18 protein-coding genes and 2 rRNA genes are annotated in these 22,551 nt (G+C 71.5%); 17 read left to right on the top strand and 3 right to left on the bottom strand.

What is annotated here, in order from left to right:
* The 6 genes from ACWDAK_RS05370 to ACWDAK_RS05395 form a co-directional block, all read left to right on the top strand.
* Nucleotides 1–93, top strand: a 23S ribosomal RNA gene (locus ACWDAK_RS05370); the annotation flags it as partial.
* A gap of 78 nt (nt 94–171) precedes the next feature.
* A 5S ribosomal RNA gene (gene rrf, locus ACWDAK_RS05375) occupies nt 172–288 on the top strand.
* Nucleotides 289–722: 434 nt separating this feature from the next.
* Nucleotides 723–3,314 (top strand): sensor histidine kinase KdpD, encoded by a 2,592-nt coding sequence (locus tag ACWDAK_RS05380; protein WP_344638410.1) that lies wholly within the window; start codon nt 723–725, stop codon nt 3,312–3,314.
* Complete coding sequence (locus tag ACWDAK_RS05385) at nt 3,311–3,991, top strand: response regulator (RefSeq protein WP_344638411.1); 681 nt, start codon at nt 3,311–3,313, stop codon at nt 3,989–3,991. Before ACWDAK_RS05380 ends, ACWDAK_RS05385 begins: the two co-directional genes overlap by 4 nt.
* 84 nt (nt 3,992–4,075) lie before the next feature.
* Nucleotides 4,076–4,480: an OB-fold nucleic acid binding domain-containing protein gene (locus tag ACWDAK_RS05390; RefSeq protein WP_344638412.1), complete on the top strand. Its 405-nt coding sequence runs from the start codon at nt 4,076–4,078 to the stop codon at nt 4,478–4,480.
* Nucleotides 4,481–4,482: 2 nt separating this feature from the next.
* A complete protein-coding gene (locus ACWDAK_RS05395; protein WP_344638413.1) occupies nt 4,483–5,307 on the top strand; it encodes a DUF3159 domain-containing protein in 825 nt (274 codons plus the stop codon).
* Nucleotides 5,308–5,395: 88 nt separating this feature from the next.
* On the opposite strand, the gene ACWDAK_RS05400 is transcribed toward ACWDAK_RS05395, so the two are convergent.
* Both ACWDAK_RS05400 and ACWDAK_RS05405 read right to left on the bottom strand, forming a co-directional pair.
* Nucleotides 5,396–6,064, bottom strand: coding sequence for a potassium channel family protein (locus ACWDAK_RS05400; protein WP_344638414.1), 669 nt, complete (start codon nt 6,062–6,064; stop codon nt 5,396–5,398).
* Nucleotides 6,064–6,732 carry a potassium channel family protein gene (locus tag ACWDAK_RS05405; RefSeq protein ID WP_344638415.1) on the bottom strand — a complete coding sequence of 223 codons (669 nt, stop codon included), beginning with the start codon at nt 6,730–6,732 and terminating at the stop codon, nt 6,064–6,066. Before ACWDAK_RS05405 ends, ACWDAK_RS05400 begins: the two co-directional genes overlap by 1 nt.
* Before the next feature lie 245 nt (nt 6,733–6,977).
* On the opposite strand from ACWDAK_RS05405, the gene ACWDAK_RS05410 reads away from it, so the two are divergent.
* The 9 genes from ACWDAK_RS05410 (at nt 6,978) to ACWDAK_RS05450 (ending at nt 16,635) form a co-directional block, all read left to right on the top strand.
* Nucleotides 6,978–9,056: an APC family permease gene (locus ACWDAK_RS05410; RefSeq protein WP_344638513.1), complete on the top strand. Its 2,079-nt coding sequence runs from the start codon at nt 6,978–6,980 to the stop codon at nt 9,054–9,056.
* Nucleotides 9,057–9,379: 323 nt separating this feature from the next.
* Nucleotides 9,380–10,675: a class I SAM-dependent RNA methyltransferase gene (locus tag ACWDAK_RS05415; RefSeq protein WP_427392978.1), complete on the top strand. Its 1,296-nt coding sequence runs from the start codon at nt 9,380–9,382 to the stop codon at nt 10,673–10,675.
* 176 nt (nt 10,676–10,851) lie between these two features.
* Nucleotides 10,852–11,535, top strand: a complete 684-nt coding sequence (locus ACWDAK_RS05420; protein WP_344638416.1) for a TetR/AcrR family transcriptional regulator — start codon at nt 10,852–10,854, stop codon at nt 11,533–11,535.
* A gap of 252 nt (nt 11,536–11,787) precedes the next feature.
* Complete coding sequence (locus ACWDAK_RS05425) at nt 11,788–12,018, top strand: toxin-antitoxin system HicB family antitoxin (RefSeq protein WP_045304440.1); 231 nt, start codon at nt 11,788–11,790, stop codon at nt 12,016–12,018.
* A complete protein-coding gene (locus tag ACWDAK_RS05430; RefSeq protein ID WP_344638417.1) occupies nt 12,015–12,446 on the top strand; it encodes a fic family toxin-antitoxin system, toxin component in 432 nt (143 codons plus the stop codon). Before ACWDAK_RS05425 ends, ACWDAK_RS05430 begins: the two co-directional genes overlap by 4 nt.
* Nucleotides 12,447–12,533: 87 nt before the next feature.
* The gene (locus tag ACWDAK_RS05435) at nt 12,534–13,352 is read left to right on the top strand and encodes a putative RNA methyltransferase (RefSeq protein ID WP_344638418.1); all 819 of its coding nucleotides are present in this window, start codon (nt 12,534–12,536) and stop codon (nt 13,350–13,352) included.
* A 111-nt stretch (nt 13,353–13,463) separates the two neighbouring features.
* Nucleotides 13,464–14,879: an AAA family ATPase gene (locus tag ACWDAK_RS05440; protein WP_344638419.1), complete on the top strand. Its 1,416-nt coding sequence runs from the start codon at nt 13,464–13,466 to the stop codon at nt 14,877–14,879.
* Nucleotides 14,880–14,889: 10 nt separating this feature from the next.
* Complete coding sequence (locus ACWDAK_RS05445; RefSeq protein WP_344638420.1) at nt 14,890–15,270, top strand: nucleotide pyrophosphohydrolase; 381 nt, start codon at nt 14,890–14,892, stop codon at nt 15,268–15,270.
* Nucleotides 15,271–15,474: 204 nt separating this feature from the next.
* On the top strand, nt 15,475–16,635 hold the full coding sequence (locus ACWDAK_RS05450; RefSeq protein ID WP_427392878.1) for a DUF6099 family protein: 1,161 nt from the start codon (nt 15,475–15,477) through the stop codon (nt 16,633–16,635).
* 404 nt (nt 16,636–17,039) lie between these two features.
* Here the strand turns inward: ACWDAK_RS05450 and dapD are convergent, their stop codons facing one another.
* Nucleotides 17,040–18,029 (bottom strand): 2,3,4,5-tetrahydropyridine-2,6-dicarboxylate N-succinyltransferase, encoded by a 990-nt coding sequence (gene dapD, locus ACWDAK_RS05455; protein WP_344638422.1) that lies wholly within the window; start codon nt 18,027–18,029, stop codon nt 17,040–17,042.
* A 146-nt stretch (nt 18,030–18,175) separates the two neighbouring features.
* Here dapD and ACWDAK_RS05460 point away from each other — a divergent pair, with 146 nt between their 5' ends.
* Together ACWDAK_RS05460 and ACWDAK_RS05465 are read left to right on the top strand one after the other, a co-directional pair.
* Nucleotides 18,176–19,861: a 3' terminal RNA ribose 2'-O-methyltransferase Hen1 gene (locus ACWDAK_RS05460; protein WP_344638423.1), complete on the top strand. Its 1,686-nt coding sequence runs from the start codon at nt 18,176–18,178 to the stop codon at nt 19,859–19,861.
* A complete protein-coding gene (locus ACWDAK_RS05465) occupies nt 19,858–22,452 on the top strand; it encodes a polynucleotide kinase-phosphatase (RefSeq protein WP_427392879.1) in 2,595 nt (864 codons plus the stop codon). The genes ACWDAK_RS05460 and ACWDAK_RS05465 overlap by 4 nt, the downstream gene beginning before the upstream one ends.
* The last annotated feature ends 99 nt before the right edge of the window (nt 22,453–22,551 follow it).

A 22,551-nucleotide genomic window follows, 5' to 3' on the forward strand; every position in this document is an offset into this window, starting at 1 on the left:
GGCTCCCAGTAGACGACTGGGTTGATAGGCCGGATATGGAAGCCCTGTGAGGGGTGGAGTTGACCGGTACTAATAGGCCGAGGGCTTGTCCTCAGTTGCTCGCGTCCACTGTGTTGTTCTGAAACAACGACCCCAGCCGTGTGGTTGGTCCGGTTGATAGTTTCATAGTGTTTCGGTGGTCATAGCGTGAGGGAAACGCCCGGTTACATTCCGAACCCGGAAGCTAAGCCTCACAGCGCCGATGGTACTGCAGGGGGGACCCTGTGGGAGAGTAGGACGCCGCCGAACAATTTTTAGTGAAAGCCCCTCCCGGGGATACCGGGAGGGGCTTTCCGCATTTCCGGGCATTCCCGAATCCTGAACCCGGAGACAGACCGCCCCCGGAACACCAACGCGGTTGACACCTGGTCGGCACCGGATCGGAACCCCCGGGCCATCGACGACTAGCCATCCTCGTCCAGGTCCGTGGGTCCGGCTACCCGCACACCGAGCCGGCTCCCGTTGCCACTCCGTGACGCCTCCGGCCCGCCGTAGCGGCCGGGTACACCACGGTGCACTACTCCGTACCGGCGGCTCCGGCCGACCCGCGACCGTCAAAAACCTGCTAAAACCGCCGATTCACTGGTCCGATCAGCGGAAATCCGCATTCAAAGCCGTAGTCTCGAAACCAGCGAACAGGTGTCCGGAGGCACGGCTTCCGGGCGGCACGAAAAATGGGATGTATGGCACGCGGCAGGCTGCGGATCTATCTCGGGGCGGCGCCCGGGGTCGGGAAGACGTACGCCATGCTCGCGGAGGCGCACCGGCGGCAGGCCCGAGGCACCGCCGATGTGGTAGTCGGGTTCGTCGAGCACCACAATCGGCGGTTGACCGCCGAGCTGATCGACGGGCTGGAGACCGTTCCCCGTCACGAGGTGGTCCACCGGGGCGCCATCTTCACCGAGATGGACGTCGACGCGATCCTGGCGCGCAAGCCGGCCGTCGCGCTGGTGGACGAGCTGGCGCACACCAATGTGCCGGGCAGCCGCAACGCCAAGCGATGGCAGGACATCGAGGAACTCCTCGCCGCCGGCATCGACGTGGTGTCGACCGTCAACATCCAGCACCTGGAGTCCCTCGGTGATGTGGTGGAAGGGATCACCGGGGTTCGGCAGCGTGAGACCGTTCCGGACGCGGTGGTCCGGCGGGCCGACCAGATCGAGCTGGTCGACATGTCGCCGCAGGCCCTGCGCCGCCGGTTGGCGCACGGCAACGTGTACGCGCCGGAGAAGATCGACGCGGCGTGTGCCAACTACTTCCGGGTCGGCAACCTGACGGCGCTGCGCGAGCTCGCCCTGCTCTGGACCGCCGACCGGGTGGACGAGTACCTGCAGCGGTACCGCGAGGAACAGGGCATCAAGGGCACCTGGCAGGCGCGGGAGCGGATCGTGGTCGGTCTCACCGGCGGCCCCGAAGGCGCCACGCTGATCCGCCGGGCCGCGCGGATCGCCGCGAAGGGCTCCGGCGGTGAGGTCCTCGCCGTGCACATCTCCCGCTCGGACGGTCTGGCGGGCGCAGGCTCGCCGCAGGCCCTGATCGAGCAGCGGGCCCTGGTGGAGAGTCTCGGCGGCACCTTCCACACCGTGCTCGGCGACGACCCGGCGGCCGCACTGCTGGCCTTCGCCCGGGGCGTCAACGCGACCCAGATCGTGCTGGGCTCCAGCCGGCGCCGGGCCTGGCAGTACACCTACGGACCGGGCGTGAGTGCCACGGTGACCCGGGACTCCGGCGACATCGACGTGCACATCGTCAGCCATGAGCACGCGGCCAAGGGGCGGGGCAGGATCCCGATCCGCAAGGTCACCGACCTCGGCCGGACCCGTACGGTGGCCGGCTGGTTGATCGGTGTGGTCGGACCGCTGCTGCTGGCGGTGCTCCTCACCCATGCGCACGGGCTCGGGCTCTCCACCGACATGCTGCTCTTCCTGTCGCTGACGGTGTGCGCGGCGCTGGTCGGCGGACTGTTCCCGGCGATCGCCTCGGCCCTGGTCGGTTCCACGGCGCTGAACTACTACTTCACCCCGCCGCTGCACACGCTCGACATCTCCTCGCCGGAGAACATCCTGGCGGTGGGCATCTTCACCGCAGTCGGCATAGCCGTGGCCTCGGTCGTCGACCTGGCTGCCCGGCGCACCCAGCAGGCCGCCCGCAGCCAGGCCGAGGCCCATACGCTCAGTGCTCTCGCCGGTACGGTGCTGCGTGGCGCGCCCAGCGGCGACAGCCTGCTCACCGTCCTGCTCGATCAGGTCAGGGAGACCTTCCAGCAGGACTCCGCGGCCCTGCTGGAGCGTTCGGGCGAGCACTCCCCGTGGCGGATCGCCGCCAGCGCCGGGTCGTGTCCGCCGGAACGGCCCGAGGACGGCGACGTGGACGTCCCGGTCGGCACCGAGCTGGCCCTGGTGCTGCGCGGCCGGGTGCTCCCGGCCGAGGACCGGCGGCTGCTCGGCGCGTTCGCCGCCCAGGCCGCAGTCCTGCTGGAGCGCCGCCGACTGGCCCGCGAGGCCGCCGCGGCCCGCCGTGAGGCTGAGGGCAACCGGATCCGCACCGCTCTGCTCGCCGCCGTTTCGCACGATCTGCGCACCCCGCTCGCGGGGATCAAGGCCGCCGTCAGCTCCCTGCGGGCCGAGGACGTGGAGTGGGACGAGGCGGACGAGGCCGAGCTGCTGGCCGGGATCGAGGCCGGGGCGGACCGGCTCGACCATCTGATCAACAACCTGCTCGACATGAGCCGGCTGCAGACCGGCACGGTGACCCCGCTGATCCACGAGACCGATCTGGACGAGGTGGTCCCGTTCGCCCTCGGCGGGGTCGCGGCGGACGCCGTCAAGCTCGACGTGCCGGAGACCCTGCCGATGATCCACGCCGATGCCGGGCTGCTGGAGCGTTCGCTGGCCAACCTGATCGAGAACGCCGTCAAGTACAGTCCCGATGGTGTGAAGGTGTTGGTCAAGGCCGATGCGCTGCATCCCCCGGGCAGTGCGGCCAGGGTCGAGCTGAGGGTGGTGGACCGCGGTCCGGGAGTGCCGGAGGCGGCCAAGGAGCGGATCTTCGCGCCCTTCCAGCGCTACGGCGACGCCCCGCGCGGCGCGGGTGTCGGTCTCGGTCTGGCCGTCGCCCGGGGATTCGTGGAGGCGATGGGCGGCACCGTCACCGCCGAGGACACCCCTGGCGGCGGGCTGACGATGGTGGTTACCCTGCCCGCCGTCGACCTGCCCGACGTCAACTTCCCTGAAAAGCCACAGCTGTCACCGAACCGAAAGGCGGAGCCCGAATGACCCGGGTTCTTGTCGTGGACGACGAACCGCAGATCGTCCGCGCCCTGGTGATCAACCTCAAGGCCCGCAAGTACGAAGTGGACGCGGCCCATGACGGGGCGAGTGCCCTGGAACTGGCCGCCGCCCGCCATCCGGACGTGGTCGTACTGGACCTGGGCCTGCCCGACATGGACGGCGTCGAGGTGATCAAGGGGCTGCGCGGCTGGACCCGTGTCCCGATCATCGTGCTCTCCGCCCGCCACGCCTCGGACGAGAAGGTCGAGGCACTGGACGCCGGTGCGGACGACTACGTCACCAAGCCGTTCGGCATGGACGAGCTGCTGGCCCGGATGCGGGCCGCGGTCCGGCGTGCCGAGCCGGTCGCGGGGGAGGACGACTCGGTGGTCGTCACCGACAGCTTCACCGTCGACCTGGCGGCCAAGAAGGTGAACCGGGACGGCCGGGACATCCGGCTGACCCCCACCGAGTGGCATCTGCTGGAGGTCCTGGTCCGCAACGCGGGCCGGCTGGTCAGTCAGACCCAGCTGCTCCAGGAGGTGTGGGGCCCCGCCTACCGGACCGAGACCAACTACCTGCGGGTCTACCTCGCCCAGCTGCGCCGCAAGCTGGAGTCGGATCCTTCGCACCCGCGCCACTTCATCACCGAACCGGGCATGGGCTACCGCTTCGAGTCCTGAGCGACGGGCTCCGGGAGGCCCGACGCGGACCGGCCGGGGCTGCGGCCCTGCCGTTCGAACACTTGAAACCGGTACCCTTCGGGCATGAGTGGTGACAACAGCGGCACGCAGCCGCAGGGCCGTCTCCGGCGCATGCTCAGCCGCCTGACCTCCTCCTCCGAGGAGCTGCAGGCCGAGGAGCTGCGGCGGGACACGGCGGAGTCGGGATGTACCCCGATCGCCAGCTGCGGGGACCGTGAGGTGGTCACCGTGGCGGGCACCCTGCGCACCGTTACCCTCCGGCCCCGGGCCGGCGTGCCCGCGCTGGAGGCCGAGCTCTTCGACGGCAGTGACGCGCTGGACGTGGTCTGGTTGGGACGGCGGGCGATCGTCGGGATAGTGCCCGGCCGGAGGCTGGTGGCCTCCGGCCGGATCAGCTACGCCCGGGGACGCCGTGTCCTCTTCAACCCCCGCTACGAACTGCGTCCGGCCGGACACGGGAGCGAGTGAGCGTGACCAATCTGCCAGGCGGCGACCCCGCTGCCCGTACCGCTGTGCCCGCCGAGTTCGAGGGGTACGTCGAGCACACCCTGACCGAGTCGGTGGTGGAGTCGGCCGACGAGACGTTCGCCGCTTACGAGGCGTCCCGGCAGCCCGGGAATCCAGCGGTCCAGGAGACGGCTGAGGAGTCGGCCGCGCGCGAGGCCGCGGCGTCCAAGGAGGCCGCCGAGACGGTGCTCCAGGCCTTCGGCGGCGTCCGGGGCATGATCGACATGACCTTGCCGGGTCTGGTCTTCATCGTCACCTTCAACCTCACCCACCAGGTCGCCCCGGCGGCCTGGGCGGCGCTAGGGCTCAGCGCGCTCTTCGTGGTGGTCCGGCTGTTCAAGCGGGAGACCATCCAGCACGCCTTCAGTGGCGTGTTCGGAGTCGCGATCGGCGCATGGATCTCGATGAAGACCGGCAAGGCCCAGGACTTCTACCTGCCCGGCCTGCTCTACAACGTCGGCTACTGCGTCGCGCTGGCCGTCTCCGCGCTGGCCCGCTGGCCGCTGATCGGGGTGATGCTCGGCCCGATCACCGGAGAGATGTTCACCTGGCGCACCCAGAACCCGGGCCGGCTGGCCGCGTACACCAAGGCCACCTGGGCCTGGGTAGTGATCATGGGCATCAAGCCGGTGATCCTCTTCCCGCTGTACTTCACCGGCAACGTCAATCTGCTCGGTTGGCTCAAGGTCGCCCTGGGAATCCCGCCGATGCTGCTGGCGATGTACGTGACCTGGCAGATCCTGCTCAAGGCGCCGCCGCCGATCAAGGCGCAGGTCGAGGAGGAGTGACCTCGCTCCGGGGCCCGGACCTCGGGCCACCTGCATGAAAGGGCCGTACCCGGTTGTCGGGTACGGCCCTTTCATGCAGGTGTGCGGACTAGCGTGCGCCGGATCCGGAGAGCAGTTCCTCCAGCTCCTCCTCGCGCTCCTGGGCGGCCACGAACAGCAGCTCGTCACCGGCGTCCAGGGTGTCGTCCTTACCCGGTACCAGTACCCGGCCCTCGCGGATGATGGTCACCAGCGCGGTGTCGACCGGCCAAGTGACGTCGCCGACCCGGGTGCCGACCAGGTCGGTGTCCGCGGCCAGGGTCAGCTCGACCAGGTTGGCGTTGCCCTGGCTGAAGCGCATCAGCCGGACCAGGTCGCCGACGCTGACGGCTTCCTCGACCAGGGCCGACATCAGTCGTGGCGTGGAGACCGCGACGTCGACGCCCCAGGACTCATTGAACAGCCACTCGTTCTTCGGGTTGTTCACCCGAGCGACCACCCGAGGCACGCCGTACTCGGTCTTGGCGAGCAGCGAGACGACCAGGTTGACCTTGTCGTCACCGGTCGCGGCGATCACCACGTGGCAGCGCTGCAGCGCCGCCTCGTCCAGCGAGGTGATCTCGCAGGCGTCGGCCAGCAGCCACTCCGCCAGCGGAACCCGCTCCACCGAGATGGAGCCGGGGTTCTTGTCTATCAGCAGGACCTCGTGGCCGTTCTCCAACAGCTCGCCCGCGATCGAGCGGCCGACGGCCCCGGCTCCGGCAATGGCGACTCGCATCAGTGCTCACCCTCCTGCGGACCCCGTGTGAACACGGCCTCGACGGCCGCCAGATCCGCCCGGTGCAGCGTGACGTGCACCAGGTCGCCCTCCTGGACCACCATCTGCGGCGTGGGCAGCAGGCCCTCGCCCAGGCGCGTGACGAAGGCGATCCGGACGCCCGCGGCCCCTTCGAGGTCGGTGAACCGGTGGCCGATCCAGGACGGGTCGAAGGCCACCTCGGCCAGCTGGATGCTGCCGCTCGGGTCCTGCCAGAGCGGCTCGGCACCGCTCGGCAGCAGTCGGCGCAGCATCTGGTCGGCGGTCCAGCGCACGGTGGCGACGGTCGGGATGCCCAGACGCTGGTAGACCTCGGCGCGGCGGGGGTCGTAGATCCGGGCCGCGACGTGCTCGACGCCGAAGTTCTCCCGGGCCACCCGGGCCGCGATGATGTTGGAGTTGTCACCGCTGGAGACGGCGGCGAAGGCGCCCGCCTCCTCGATGCCGGCCTCTTTGAGGGTGTCCTGGTCGAAACCGACCCCGGTCACCCGGCGACCGTTGAAACCGGCGCCCAGGCGCCGGAACGCGGTCGGGTCCTGGTCGACGACGGCCACCGAGTGACCCTGTTTCTCCAGCGTTCTCGCGAGGGCCGAGCCCACGCGCCCACAACCCATGATGACGATGTGCACGGGGCTACCTCACCCAGTCCGTTTGGGTCATGACCTGCGCAAACACCGCTCATCATCCTTTCGCCCCGGTCTTCGGGGGGTGATCTTCAAGGCCGTGCCTTCGGTCCTGGCGCGGCGGGGCAGCGGGACCACCCCTCAAGCTCATCATCCGACACGCTAGCCGGTCCACCGACCGGAGTCCCGACGGAGGTAGCCACCGGCATAGTCGACATCTAGACACGAACCCCTACCATGCCTACGTGCCTATGCCTGCTGATCTACCTAAACGCATCCTTATCGGACGCGCCCTGCGCAGCGACAAGCTCGGGGAGACTCTCCTCCCCAAGCGGATCGCGCTACCGGTCTTCGCCTCGGACGCGCTCTCCTCGGTGGCTTATGCCCCGGAGGAGATCCTCCTCACCCTCTCGCTGGCCGGGGTTTCCGCGATCCACTTCTCCTGGCAGATCGGCGTCGTGGTCGCCATCGTGATGCTCGCGGTGGTCGCCTCGTACCGGCAGAACGTGCATGCCTACCCGAGTGGTGGCGGCGACTACGAGGTCGCCACGGTCAACCACGGGCCGAACTCCGGTCTGGTGGTGGCCAGCGCGCTGATGGTGGACTACATCCTCACGGTGGCGGTCTCCACCACCTCGGGGGTGGCCAACGTGGTCTCCGCCGTGCCCGCGCTGCGCGGCCACGAGATGGCGCTCTCGGTGACCCTGGTGGTCCTGCTGATGGGCATGAACCTGCGCGGTGTGCGCGAGTCGGGCACCGCCTTCGCCGTCCCGACGTACGCCTTCATGATCGGCGTGCTGGGCATGGTGGTCTACGGCGTGGTCCGGCACTTCGCCTTCGGCGCCGACATGCCCGCCGAGAGTTCCGGCTTCCACCTGGCGGCGACCGACGGCAACGGCTCGCTGGCCGGGTTCGCGCTGGTCTTCCTGTTGCTCAAGGCGTTCTCCTCGGGCTGCGCCGCGCTCACCGGTGTCGAGGCGATCTCCAACGGCGTGCCGGCCTTCCGTACGCCCAAGAGCAAGAACGCCGCCACCACCCTGCTGATGATGGCCACCATCGCGGTGACCATGTTCATGGGGATCATCTACCTGGCCCACCTGACCGGGACCCAGATGGCCGAGGACCCGGTGGGCCAGCTGGTCGGCGCACCGGCGGACTACCACCAGAAGACCGCGCTGGCACAGATCAGCGAGGCGGTGTTCTCCAACTTCACCCCGGGCTTCTACTTCATCGCCGGTGTCACCGGACTGATCCTGGTGCTCGCCGCCAACACCGCCTTCAACGGCTTCCCGGTGCTCGGCTCGATCCTCGCCCAGGACCGCTACCTGCCCCGTCAGCTGCACACCCGCGGTGACCGGCTCGCCTTCTCCAACGGCATCATCCTGCTGGCCATCGCCGCGATCGCGTTCATCGTCGCCTTCGGTGCCGACCCGAACCGGCTGATCCAGCTGTACATCGTCGGAGTCTTCGTCTCCTTCAACATGAGCCAGTCCGGCATGATCCGGCACTGGACCCGTCTGCTGCGCACCGAGACCGACCCGGCCGCCCGGCGGCGCATGCAGCGCAGCCGCGCGATCAACACCTTCGGCCTGGTGATGACCGCGGCGGTGCTGATCGTGGTCCTGGTCACCAAGATCGGTCACGCCTGGATCGCGATCGCCACCATGGTGGTGCTCTTCGTGATGATGAAGGCGATCCGCCGCCACTACGACCGGGTCTCCGAGGAGCTGCAGGCCGCCGAGGAGGCGGACGACACCCTGCTGCCCACCCGGGTGCACGGCATCGTGCTGGTCTCCAAGCTCCACAAGCCCGCCCTGCGTGCCCTCGCGTACGCCAGGCTGGCCCGCTCGAACACGCTGGAGGCCGTCACCGTCAACGTGGACCCGGCCGACACCGAGGCGCTGCGCAAGGACTGGGACCAGCGGGGCATCGAGGTTCCGCTCAAGGTGCTGGACTCCCCGTACCGAGAGATCACCGGCCCGGTCCTGGACTACGTCAAGAACCTGCGCCGCAGCAGTCCTCGCGACGTGGTCTCGGTTTACATCCCCGAGTACGTGGTCGGCCACTGGTACGAGCACCTGCTGCACAACCAGAGCGCGTTGCGCCTCAAGGGACGACTGCTGTTCAAGCCCGGTGTCATGGTGACCTCGGTGCCCTGGCAGCTGGAGTCCTCGGAGCGGCGCGGGAAGCAGCGCGCCTGGTCCGCCCCGGGGGCCGTCCGGCGCGGCGAGCCCAGGCACGAGCGCGTAGAGTCGGGTGGTTCCAGCCCCGTAGAGTCGGCTGCTCCCAGCACCGACCTCATCGACGCCAGCAAGGACTCGACCTCGTGACCCGCAACAACCCGTCCCGCTCCGCGGGGAAGTCCGGCAAGTCCGGCAAGTCCGCCAAGCCCGGACAGGTCGCCCGCCCGCGCTGGGGAGCCAAGCCGTCCCGTCCGGCGGCCACGGACCGCGAGGGCTACACGGCCCAGACCGCCCCGGTCGTCCCGGCCGAGCCGAAGCCCCAGGCGGCCCAGGACCGGCCCGCCCGGGCCGAGTCGGCCGCGTCCGGGAAGAGCGCGCCGCGCAAGCAGGCCGTCCGCCCGCCGAAGGCGCTGCGCACGGTCAAGCCGGCCAGGGCGGAGCGCGCGCCCAAGGCCCCGAGCGGTGACCCGCTGGTCGGCGAGCGCTACGAGGTCGAGGTGGGCCCGGTCGCGCACGGCGGCGGGCACTGCGTGGCCCGGCACGAGGGCCGGGTGCTGTTCGTGCGGCACGCGCTGCCGGGCGAGCGGGTGATCGCCCGGGTCACCGAGGGCACCACCACCTCCCGCTTCCTGCGCGCCGACGCGGTGGAGATCCTGGACGCCGCCAAGGAGCGGATCCCGGCGCCGTGCCCGTTCTCCGGCCCCGGCCGGTGCGGTGGCTGCGACTGGCAGCACGTCACCCCCGGTGGCCAGCGCAAGCTCAAGGCGCAGGTGCTCACCGAGCAGCTGGCCAAGCTCGCCCACCTGACCCCCGAGGAGGCCGGCTGGGACGGCAGCGTCGAGCCGGTCGGCGGCAAGCTCCCGGCGGGCGAGGTGCCCGCCTGGCGCAGCCGGGTGCAGTACGCCGTCGACCCCGCCACCGGCAAGGCCGGGCTGCGCCGTCACCGCTCGCACGACGTCGAGCCGGTCGACCGCTGCCTGATCGCCGCCCCCGGGGTGGCCGAGCTGGGCATCGAGGCCCGCGACTGGTCGGGCGTGGAGAGCATCGAGGCGATCGCCGCCACCGGGTCCTCGGACCGCCAGGTGGTGCTGACGCCCAGGGCCGGTGCCCAGCTGCCGCTGGTCGAGCTGGACCGCCCGGTCTCCATCACCCGGATCGACGACCAGGGGAACGTCCACCGGGTGCACGGCCGGACCTTCGTCCGTGAGCGGGCCGCCGGGCGCACCTGGCGGGTGAGCAACGGCGGGTTCTGGCAGATCCACCCCGAGGCGCCGGACACCCTGGTGGAGGCCGTCCTGGGCGGGCTCGACCCGCAGTGGGGCGAGATGGCCCTCGACCTGTACTGCGGGGTCGGTCTGTTCGCCGGAGCCCTGGCGGACCGGGTCGGCGAGGACGGGGCGGTGCTCGGCATCGAGTCCAGCAAGCAGGCCGTGATCGACGCCCGGCACAACCTGGCCGCGGTGGACAACGTCCGGATCGAGTGCGACAAGGTCGAGTCGCTGCTCCCGCGCACCGGGATCACCTCCACCGACCTGATCGTCCTCGACCCGCCGCGCGCGGGGGCGGGCCGGGAGACCGTCGCCCACCTGGTCGGCCTGGAGGCGCGCCGGATCGCGTACGTCGCCTGCGACCCGGCGGCCCTCGCCCGCGACCTGGCGTTCTTCCGCGAAGGCGGCTACCGCCCGGTCTCGCTCCGGGCCTTCGACCTGTTTCCGATGACCCACCACTTCGAGTGCGTGGCCATCCTGGAGCCGGTCGCCGAGTAGTCCCGGGTCGGCCCGGAGAGCCCCGGGGGCGCGTGGAACCGTACGGCCGTGCACGGCCAGTCACCCGGTTCCGCGCGCCCCCGTTCGGTTTCCGGCGGGCTGCGCGGGCACCCCTGATACGTTTCCGCATATCGGTACGGATCCGTATCCGGGAGTCCCGTGGCAGGGAGGGCAGTGTGGCGCCCAGGCGCATGACCCGCGAGGAGACCAGGCAGCAGACCCGGGAGCGGCTGGTCACGGCCGCCGCCGAGCTGTTCGCCGAGCGGGGTGTCAACGGGGCCTCGGTCGAGCAGATCGCCGAGCGGGCCGGCTACAGCCGAGGCGCCTTCTACGGGAACTTCGAGGACAAGAACGGCCTGGTACTGGAGCTCCTCAAGCAGCGCACCCTGCACGAGCGGCAGGAGGTCGAGGAGATCGGGCGCGGCGCGGAGTCCTTCGAGGAGATGCTGGCCGCGCTGCGTACCTGGCACCGCGAGCGGGGGCGGCACCTGGCGGACTGGCTCGCGCTGCGGATGGAACTCGTCCTGCACGCCCTGCGGAACCCCGAGGTCAGGCCGCTGCTGGCGGAGCGCGAGGAACTGGCGAGCGCCGCCATCGCCGAGGGCCTGCGCTATGAGCTGGCGCGGCGCGGGGCGGTACCGCCGGCCGACCCGGCGTTCCTTGCCCTGATCGTCCACGCGCTGGAGGACGGTCTGCTGATCCAGCGGCTGCTGCGCCCCGACGAGTTCACCGACGAGGTGGTCGTCGACGCGTTCGAACTGTTGCTGCGCAGTTGGACGGCCGCGCCGGAAGCCGGCGGCGGTGCGGCCGGATCGACCGAGGCCGGTGGCGGTGCGGTGGACTCGGCCGAGCTGAGTTGAACCCGGCGCCGCGAGGCGAGGACCCGACCGGCCCGGCCGGTGTCCGGATCCGCGGAAGGACCGTGTTGCGGGCCGAGGATCCGGACACGGTGGTGTTGCACACGAAGGGGTGACCCGGAGGCCGGGCGGGTATGTTCCCCAGCGCTCGCAGCGGCGATTTCCGGTCTTCTGGGAGCACTGGGGTGACGGAGGGCGCGGGGAGGGTCGGAATGCGCCCTTGTTGTGCTAGCAACATGACGCTAGCGTTACGTCATGGCGAAGAAGCAGCTGAACGTCCGGGTGGATGCGGCCACCGCCGAGATGGCGCGCGAGCGCGCCGAGCAGCAGGGGATCAGCATGAACCAGTACATCGAACGGCTTGTCAGGCAGGACATGGGCGAGACCGGTCGGCTGTTCGTCGACGCCGCCGCGCAGTTCATGAAGGAGTACGAGTCGACCTTCCTCGCCGAGTTCGGCGACGGCCTGCAGGACGTGCGCCGTTGAACCTTGAGGTGGACCTCTCGTGGCTGCTCATGACCGCTGAGCAGTACACCCCCGGCGACCCGCCGGTCACGGACTACGGATCGCTGCTCGCGGCGGTCACCCGGCACCAGGCCGAGATCTTCGACATCGCCGTCTACCCCGAACCGCAAGACCGGGCGGCGGCCCTGATGCACCAGCTGATCCGGGTACCGGCGCTGGAGCGGAGCAACGAGCTCTTCGCCACCGCCGTCGCCTACGCGTACCTGGTGGCCAGCGGTTGCAGCGTCGCCACCACCGCGCGCGAGGTGCGCAGCCTGGCGCGGGCGATCCGGGAGGGCAAGCTCGGCGTCAGCGGGGTGGCCGACCGGCTGGCCGCCTGGGTGGTGGACGAGGCCGAGGAGGAGGAGGTGCGGGGGGATGACGACGGGGACGACGGCGACGCCGACTGACGCCGTCGGCGGTACCGTCCCGGCCGCGCCCGGGCGGTGATCACCTAGGCTGGGGGTTTCATCCGACACGGCGAGGAACCACTGACGTTGCTGCAGGACATCGAGCGCTATCTGGCCTGCCCGCACTGCGCACAGCGGCTGGCCCTCGACGGGCGCACCCTGCGCTGTCCCGCGGGCCACAGCTTCGACCAGGCCAGGCAGGGCTATGTCAGCCTGCTGGCAGGCGACGCGCACACCAAGACCGGCGACACGGCCGACATGGTCGCCGCCCGCAGCGACTTCCTGGCCGCCGGCCACTACCGGCCGATCGCGGCGGCCCTGGCCGCGGCGGCGGACCGGACGGACGGCCTGGTGGTGGACCTGGGCGCGGGCACCGGGTACTACCTCTCGCAGGTACTGGAGCACGCAGGCGGTGTGGGCGCCGCCCTCGACATCTCCAAGTACGCGCTGCGCCGGGCCGCCAAGGCGCATCCCCGGATCGGCGCGGTGGTCTGCGACGCCTGGCGTCCGCTCCCGCTCCTGGACGGCTGCGCCGACCTGGTGCTGAACGTCTTCGCGCCGAGGAACGGTCCGGAGATCCGCCGGGTGCTGCGCCCGGGCGGCCGACTGCTGCTGGTCACGCCGACCTCCCGGCATCTGAGCGAACTCGTCGCGGCGCTGGGCCTGTTGTCGGTGGACGAGGAGAAGGAGCGCCGGGTCGAGGAGAAGCTGAGCCCGTGGTTCACCAGGACCGACCGGGTCGAGGTGGAGTTCCGGCTCAGCCTGTCACGGACGGATGCGGCGGCCGTGGTGGCAATGGGTCCCAACGCCTGGCACACCGCTCCCGATGCGCTCGGCGCGGCACTGGCGGAGCTGCCGGAGCCGGTCGAGGTCACCGGCTCGGTGCAGGTGTCGACGTACCGCTGACTCCGGGCGGGCGGTCCGGTCAATCGCCGGGGACGGGCCCGGCTACCCATAGGGATGAACGGGGCGCGCAGGGACGTTTCGTCTCGGCCGGCGGCAACTAGGGTGCCCCGGGTGACCAGCGAAGCCGCCCAGTCCGCAGTCCAGCCGCTCTCGGGCACCGTCCTGCCGGTCGGAACCCCCGCAGGGCGGGCGTCGGCCCGCCCCGCCGTCGAGGAGCTCAGGCTCACCTCGTTCAAGTCGTACCGTCGGACGACCCTCGCGCTCTCGCCGTTCACCGTCCTCCACGGGCCCTCCGGGGTCGGCAAGTCGAACGCGCTCGACGCCCTGGCCGTGCTCTCCCGGCTGGCGCTGGGCGAGCCGATCGGCCCTTCGCTGGACGGACTCGGCGGTACCGCGGGGCCGCTGGCCCAGCCGGTCAGGGGCGGGCTGCTCGGCTGTGTGCCGCACGGCCGGAACGCGATCATCCTGGGCTGCACGGTCCGCTCCTGCGCGGGACCGATCCGGCTCGAACTGGTGGTGCGCACCGACGGCCGGGTCCGGGTCGCCCGGGAGTGGCTCACCTGCGCGGGGCAGACGCTGGTCGAGACCGGAGAGCAGGACGTGGCCCACGGGAAGGTCAACGTCACCTGGCACAACGACACCCGGCAGGGCGACATCCGGGCGCCGTTCCCCAGCGACAGCCTGATCGTCACCCAGATCCCGCTGCGGGTGGCCGGCTCCTCGGCCGGGGAGTGCAAGGTGCTCGCGGCGGCCGAGCAGCTGCTGACCGCGCTGCGCGAGATCTTCCCGCTGCATCCCGTGCCCGCCCTGATGCGCGACTGGGTGAAGCCCGATCCGGACGCCAGGCTGCTGGGAACGGCCGCCAACATCTCCGCCGTCCTGGCCAGGGTCAGGAACGACTGCACCCGGCGCTACGGGCGGCTGCTCAAGGCCGTCCAGGCGGCGGCTCCGCACCCGCTGCTCGGGCTGGACGTGGCCCGGCGCGGGCCTGAGGCGCAAGAGCGGCTGCTCGCGGTCTTCGACGAGGGGGTGCTCGGGCGGACCGGTGCGGACCAGGCCTCGGACGGCATGCTGCGGCTGCTCGCCTTCGCCGCGGTACTGCTGACCGGCGCGGGGGTGCTGGACGTGGAGCCGGCTGCCGAGGTCCCGCCGGCGCATCGCCAACTAGCCGTACTGGCAGAGGACCTGGGTGCCGGACTGGCGGGGGAGCAGGTCGCCGCGCTGCTGCGGGTGGCCCGCGAGGTGTGCGAGAAGGGGGACGTCCGGCTGCTCGCGGCGGTGAACGATCCGGCACCGGTGCGAGAGGCGGGCGGTGCCGAGCTGGTCGAGTGCCGACGTGATCCGGCCACCGGGCACAGCGTGCTGCGGCCCGATCCGCCCCGGGTGCCGGCGCAGTCGGCGCGCGGGGACAGGGCGGATGCGGCGGGTGGGGCGGGTGGTACGACCGGCGCGGATGGGGGCGTGACCGGCACGGGTGTGGACGAGGCGGATGAGGGCGGTCCCACCGGGACGCCGGCGATGGGGTAGACCTGGGTGCGTGAGTGAGCAGACGAACGGCCCGGCGGGCCAGACCCTGGAGGAGCTGCAGCAGCGGCTCACCGACTTCGCGGCGGCCCGGGACTGGCAGCCGTTCCACACCCCGAAGAACCTCGCGGCGGCGCTGAGCGTGGAGTCGGGCGAACTCCTGGAAATCTTCCAGTGGTTGACGCCGGAGCAGGCGTCCGAGGTGATGGCCGATCCGGACCGGGCGCACCGGGTCCGGGACGAGGTCGCCGATGTGCTGGCGTATCTGCTGCAGTTCTGCACGGCGGTCGGAGTGGATCCGCTCACCGCGCTGGCAGCGAAGATCGAGCGGAACGAGGTGCGCTTCCCGGTGGTCGGTCGGCGGCCGACGGGCGAGGGCGATCAGATCGTCTGATTGCCGGACCACCGCTCCGCTGAACTGAACTTCCGTTGAACCGCACTTCCGTGCACCCGTGTGGGTGACACGGATTATCCACAGGGCGGGGTTGTCCACAGGTTATCCCCGGGGTGCTGCGCGGACCTGATCCGAGCAGCACGCTTGCGCCGTGACACACCGTCGGCGACGGCGGTCGGACGCAAGCGAGGGGAGCGGCGGGTTATGGACGCGCTGCGATTGATCAAGACGGCTCGGCACGCGCTGGCGGAGACCCGAAGCGCATCGGACGCGCTCGCCGAAGCCTGGCAGGCGGGGCTGCTCACCGAGGCCGTCGGGGGGCGGATCGCCGAGCGCGAGTCCGGTGAGCTCGGTGCTCTGGGCCAGCTGCTCTGCGACGCGGGCGCCCACGCCGTCGGCTGCCTGGAGCAGCCGTCCGGCGGAGCGGCCGCCGAGGGCGGCACCGAGGGCGGCACCGAGGAGGAGTGGAGCCGGGGCGAGTGGGGTGGCACCGGCCGCGCCTCCCGACTGGACGAACTCGGCGAGTTGGAGCCCGTGCTCCGGGAACTCGGCCGGCTCCTGCACGAAGTAGCCGAAGCGCTCGTGGTGCTGGCCTGCGGCGCTGACGGCGAACGCCTCTACTGGCGGTGCATCGACGGCATCGACGCGGGGGCCGAGTGCAAGGACTTGGTGGCGGAACTCCTCAGGGCGGTACGCAGGCAATCGGGGGACTCGAGCGGTGAGGCCGCGGAGGAGAGCACCGACTTCCCGGACGAAGGGGACACCTGGCACGAGGACGAGGAGTGGGAGTACCGCCGGGACGGGCGGAGTGATGAATACCGGGGCCGCCGACAGCCGAGCCGTGAGCGGCCCGGTGACGAACAGCGGGACGCCGGGCGGCGCACCGGGGCCGATGGGGTCCCTGAGTCGAGCAGTGAGCAGGACAACCCCGAGCCGGACGGCGCGAGGCTGCACGGCGCGAGGCCGCACGGCGCGGGGACCGGGCCGGGCGCGGACCGCTGTTCGGAAGGGAGCCTGCCGACCCTGGTCATCCCGCTGGCGCCGCCGGGCGCTGCGCCCGGCTACCGACCCGGGGCGGACGAGTCGGCGGAGCCGTCGGCGGCCGGTTCCGGCCCGGCCTGGTCCGGCCGGGTGCCGGAGGAGCGCAGGTCGGCGCCGAGTCCGGCCAGCGAGTCGTTGACGGAGGCGAGCAGTTCCTGCATCTGTTCCAGCAGGCTCTTGGGCGTGGCGGCGGTGGGTGGCACGACGGCAGTGGGAGGGGAGGCGATGGGCACGCCTGCGGTGGCCGCTGTCTGTGGTGCGACGGGTGCCTCGGACCTGGGTTCGGACATGAGGGGGGCCCTCCAGCTCGGTAGTGCGGTGTGAGGCGGCGGAGGTCGACGCCGCCGGTTCAACGAGCGGCTCGGGCACCCGGTCACCCGGCACCACTCGTTGAGCTCCAAGCCCAGCCTGCTGTCAGCCGCAGGGGTGAGGACGGCTTGCGGCGCGGCGCCGCACTCGGCTAGGAGCGGCGGGGTGCGGGGTGCAGGAGGCCGTGGGCGTCGTCGGTTCCATGCGTCGCTTCGTTCGGGGTGCGGCTGCCGGGCCGGAATACACGTATCCGGCCGGAGCGTGCGTGCTGGATCGGGCCGGAGTGCGCGCGTCGGGCCCGGAGTGAGCGTGCCCGGCGTATCCGGCCGGAGCGAGCGTGCCGGGTGTGCGGGAAAACGACCGGGCTCTCGGTGCCGCCGTGAGGACGGCATCGAGAGCCCGGTACGGTGCAGAGGAGGTCAGTTGTGCGCGTGCAGGTCGGCGTTGAGCCCACCCCACGAACCGGACCGGGCGATCACCTCGACCGCGCCGCTCTGCGAGTTGCGGCGGAACAGCAGGTTGTCCTGGCCGGAGAGCTCGACCGCCTTGGCGATCTTGCCGTCGGGGGTGGTGACGCGGGTGCCGGCGGTCACGTACAGACCGGCCTCGACCACGCAGTCGTTGCCGAGCGAGATGCCGATGCCCGCGTTGGCGCCCAGCAGGCACCGCTGGCCGACCGAGACGACCTGCTTGCCGCCACCGGACAGGGTGCCCATGATCGAGGCGCCGCCACCGATGTCGCTGTGGTCGCCGACCACGACGCCCGCGCTGATCCGGCCCTCGACCATCGAGGTGCCCAGGGTGCCGGCGTTGAAGTTGACGAAGCCCTCGTGCATCACGGTGGTGCCGACGGCCAGGTGCGCACCGAGGCGGACCCGGTCCGCGTGCGCGATCCGGACACCCGACGGCGCGACGTAGTCGCTCATCCGCGGGAACTTGTCGATCCCGTACACGGCCAGCTGGCCGCCCTGGATGCGGACGGCGAGCCGGGCCTGCTCGACGTTCTCGACCGGCACCGGGCCGATGCTGGTCCAGGCGACGTTGGCGAGCAGGCCGAAGATGCCGTCCAGGTTCTGGCCGTGCGGCTTGACCAGGCGGTGGCTCAGCAGGTGCAGGCGAAGGTACACGTCGTGCGTGTCCAGCGGCTTCTCGTCCAGGGAGGCGATGGTGGTGCGCACCGCGACCACCTCGACGCCCCGGCGCGCGTCGCTGCGCAGCGCCTCGGCGGTGCCCGCGCCGAGAGCCGCCTCGGCCTCTTCGGCGGTCAGTCGGACGGTGCCGGCCGGGCCCGCCTCGGCGACGAGTTCGGGGGCGGGGTACCAGGTGTCGAGGACGGTCCCGTCGGCGGCGATGGTGGCCAGACCGGCCGCGACGGCGCCGCTTGCGAGGGTGGAGGTTTCAGCAGTCACATCGTGCACGTTAACGAATCCCGGCCGCGGCTGCCGAACCCGCTCACCGTCCGGACGCGGATTCGGATCATCCGGGCGTCGATTCGAGCCGAGGTGCGCATAAAACCCGGTGCCCGCGCGATGGGTGCTCGGCGATACTCAGCCGGGTGTTCATCTCGATCTCCACCACAGGAACGGCCGAGCGGCCCGCCACCGACCTGGGATTTCTGCTGCACAAGCACCCTGACAAGGTGCAGCGGTTCTCGACCTCCCACGGTGAGGCGCATGTCTTCTACCCAGAGGCGACGGCCGAGACGTGCACCGTGGCGCTGCTGCTGGATGTCGACCCGATCGCGCTGGTGCGCAAGGGCCGGGGCAAGGGCCGCGGCGGCTCGCCGGACTTCTCGCTCGCCCAGTACGTCAACGACCGCTCCTACGCGGCCTCCTCGCTGCTCGCGGTAGCCCTGCGGACGGTCTTCCGGACCGCGATGAAGGGCGTCTGCGAGACGCGTCCCGGCCTGGCGGACCAGCCGATGCCACTGCGGATCTCACTGCCCGCGGTACCCGCGAGCGGTGCGGGCGAGAGCGGTGGCGCCGCGTTGGTCGGCCGGCTCTTCGAGCCGCTCGGCTGGCAGGTCGCGGCCGAGGCGATCTTGCTGGACGAGGCGTTCCCCGAGTGGGGCGAGTCCCGGTACGTCCGGGTCGAGCTGAGCGCCACCGCGCGGCTGGCCGACGCGCTCCAGCAACTCTATGTGCTGCTGCCGGTGCTGGACGGTTCCAAGCACTACTGGGTCGCGCCGGACGAGGTGGACAAGCTTCTCGACGCCGGAGAGGGCTGGCTGGCCGAGCACCCGGAGCTCAACCTGATCATCCGCCGGTACCTGGCGCGGCGCTGGGCGCTGGCCCGGACCGCGATGGAACGCCTGGAGCTGGCCCGGCTCGCCGAGGCCGACGACCGGGAGGCCGAGGAACTGGACAACGCGGTGGACGACGAGAACACCGGAGAGAGCGCCGACGGCAGGGAGGCCGCCGAGTCCGAGGCGGGTGCCGAGGGGACGGCCGACCGGAAGCGCACCTCACTCGCCGTTCAGCGCCGGGAGGCGATCCTGGCCGCACTGCGTGAGACGGGTGCGGCCCGGATCCTCGATCTCGGCTGCGGGCAGGGCGAGTTGGTCGGCGCGCTGCTCAAGGACACCCGGGTGACCGAGGTGCTCGGCGTGGACGTGTCCACGCGGGCACTCTCGGCAGCCGCCCGCAAACTGCGCTTCGAGCGGATGCCGGAGCGCCAGTCGTCCCGGGTCAGGCTCGCCCAGGGTGCGCTCACCTACACCGACGCGCGCCTCAAGGGCTACGACGCGGCCGTGCTCTCCGAGGTCATCGAGCACCTCGACCTGCCCCGACTGCCCGCACTCGAGTACGCGGTGTTCGGCGCCGCCCGCCCCGGTGCCGTCGTCGTGACCACGCCCAACGTCGAGTACAACGTCCGCTGGGAGACCCTTCCGGCCGGGCACGTCCGGCACGCGGACCACCGGTTCGAGTGGGACCGGGCACAGTTCCTGGCCTGGGCGCAGCGGGTGGCCGACACGTACGGGTACGGCGTCACCGTCCGGCCCGTCGGCCCGTACGACGAGGAGGTCGGTGCGCCGACCCAACTGGCGCTGTTCCGCCTCGGGGCCGCCGGTGCCGAGCCCGACGCCGCGACCGAGGCGGACACCACGGCCCCTGCCGTGATCGCCACCCCCACGACCGCCGCCTCCGCAGCCACCACGACCACCCCGGGCGCCGCAACCACCGCCACCCCCACGACCGCCGCCACCACCACGACCACCACCGAAGGGAGCGTGACTCGATGACCGACACCACCACCGCAGCGCCCGCCCAGGTCCGCGCCCTGCCCGTCACCGACCTCTCCCTGGTGGTGCTGGTAGGCACCACGGGCTCGGGCAAGTCCAGCTTCGCCCGCAAGCACTTCCTGCCGACCCAGGTGGTCTCCTCCGACTTCTGCCGCGGTCTGGTCGCCGACGACGAGAACGACCAGTCCGCCTCCAGCGACGCCTTCGACGTGCTGCACTACATCGTCGGCAAGCGGCTGGCCGCCGGTCGGTTCACCGTGGTCGACGCCACCAACGTCCAGCAGGAGGCCCGGCGCCGGCTGGTGCAGATAGCCCGGGAGCACGACGTACTCCCGATCGCGATCGTCCTCGACGTCCCGCCGGACGTCTGTGCCGAACGCAACCGCACCCGCCCGGACCGGCAGCTTTCGCCACATGTGATCCCCCGCCAGCAGCGCGAGCTGCGCCGCTCGCTCAGGGGGCTGGAACGGGAGGGCTTCCGCAAGGTCCACGTACTACGCGGGGAGGCGGAGGTGGGGGCCGCCCGGATCGTCATCGAGAAGCGCTTCAACGACCTGCGCCACCTCACCGGGCCGTTCGACATCGTCGGTGACATCCACGGCTGCCGCTCCGAGCTGGAGACCCTGCTGGTCCGGCTCGGCTACACCCTCACCCGGGACGAGCAGGGCCGCCCGGTCGATGCCGCGCACCCCGAGGGCCGTACCGCGGTCTTCGTGGGAGACCTGGTCGACCGCGGCCCGGACACCCCGGGTGTGCTGCGTCTGGTGATGGGCATGGTGGTTGCCGGACACGCCATCTGCGTCCCCGGCAACCACGAGAACAAGCTGGGCCGGTGGATGGCCGGCCGCAAGGTCACCGTCTCGTACGGCCTGCAGGAGTCGGTGGACCAACTGGCGGGCGAGAGTGAGGAGTTCCGCGCCCAGGTGCAGGCCTTCATGCGCGATCTGGTCAGCCACTACCTGCTGGACGGCGGCGACCTGGTGGTCTGCCACGCCGGCCTCCCGGAGAAGTACCACGGCCGCACGTCGGGCCGGGTCCGCTCGCACGCGCTCTACGGCGACACCACCGGCGAGACTGACGAGTACGGGCTGCCGGTCCGCTACCCGTGGGCCGAGGAGTACCGGGGCCGGGCGCTGGTGGTCTACGGCCACACCCCGGTCCCGTCCGCGAGCTTCCTCAACAACACCATCTGCCTGGACACCGGCTGTGTCTTCGGCGGCAGCCTCACCGCGTTGCGCTACCCGGAACGCGAGCTGGTCAGCGTCCCGGCCGAGCAGGAGTGGTACGCCCCGGTCCGGCCGATGCACGGCGACGCACCCGGTGCCCGCGACGGCCGTCCGCTCGACCTGGCCGACGTGGCCGGCCGCCGGGTGGTCGACACCACCCACCACGGCCGGGTCGCGGTGCGGGAGGAGAACGCGGCGGCCGCGCTGGAGGTGATGAGCCGTTTCGCGCTCGACCCCAGGCTGCTGGCGTATCTGCCGCCGACCATGGCCCCCAGCGCGACCTCGCGCCGCGAGGGCTATCTGGAGCACCCGGAGGAGGCGTTCTTCGCCTACCGCCACGACGGGGTGCGGCAGGTGGTCTGCGAGGAGAAGCACATGGGCTCGCGCGCGGTGGTCCTGGTCACCCGGGATGCCGCCGTGCTGGAGAAGCGGTTCGGCGTCGAGGCACCCGGTGCGGTCTGGACCCGGACGGGGCGGGCCTTCCTCAGCGACGAGGAGCTGACCGGGGCGGTGCTGGACCGGGTCCGGGCGGCCGCCGAGCGGGCTGGGCTGTTCGAGGAGCTGGCCAGTGACTGGCTGTTGCTCGACGCCGAGCTGATGCCTTGGTCGCTCAAAGCCGCCGAGCTGCTGCGCCGTCAGTACGCGGCAGTCGGCGCGGCGGCGGGCGCGGCACTTCCGCGGGCGCTGGCAGCGCTGGAGCAGGGCACCGGACGCGGTCTGGAACTGGCGGAGCTGACCGAACGGCAGCGGCGGCGGGCGGCGGACGCGGAGGCGTTCACCGCTGCCTACCGCCGCTACTGCTGGCCGACCGAGGGCCTGTCGGGCATCCGGCTGGCGCCGTTCCAGGTACTGGCGGCCGAGGGCGCGAACCTCGCGGTCCGTCCGCACGACCAGCACCTCGCCTGGATCGACCGCCTGGTCGCGGCCGACGACCCGCAGGAGCCGATCCTACGGAGCACCGGCCGTCTGGTGGTGGACACCTCGGACGAGGAGTCGATCGCCGCAGGCGTCGCCTGGTGGGAGGATCTGACGGCGGCCGGCGGCGAGGGCATGGTGGTCAAGCCGCTCGCCTCCCTCGTCCGGCGCGAGGTGGGCGAGGGCCGCCCGGGCGGTCTGGTCCAGCCGGGTATCAAGGTGCGCGGCCGGGAGTACCTGCGGATCATCTACGGTCCGGACTACACCCGGCACCTGGAACAGCTGCGGCAGCGCTCGCTCGGCCACAAGCGGTCACTCGCCCTGCGCGAGTACGCCCTCGGCCTGGAGGCACTGGACCGGCTGGCGGCGGGCGAGCCGCTGTGGCGGGTGCACGAGGCGGTGTTCGCCGTGCTGGCTCTGGAGTCGGAGCCGGTCGATCCGCGGCTCTGAGGCCTACGCCGGGCTCCGGGCCACTCCCGCTGGAAGGTTCACCCGCTGGAGGGGCCCACCCGCCGGAAGGGCCGCCCCGGACTTTGGTGGCGGCCCGGA

This window comes from Kitasatospora sp. NPDC001175, assembly GCF_053598215.1.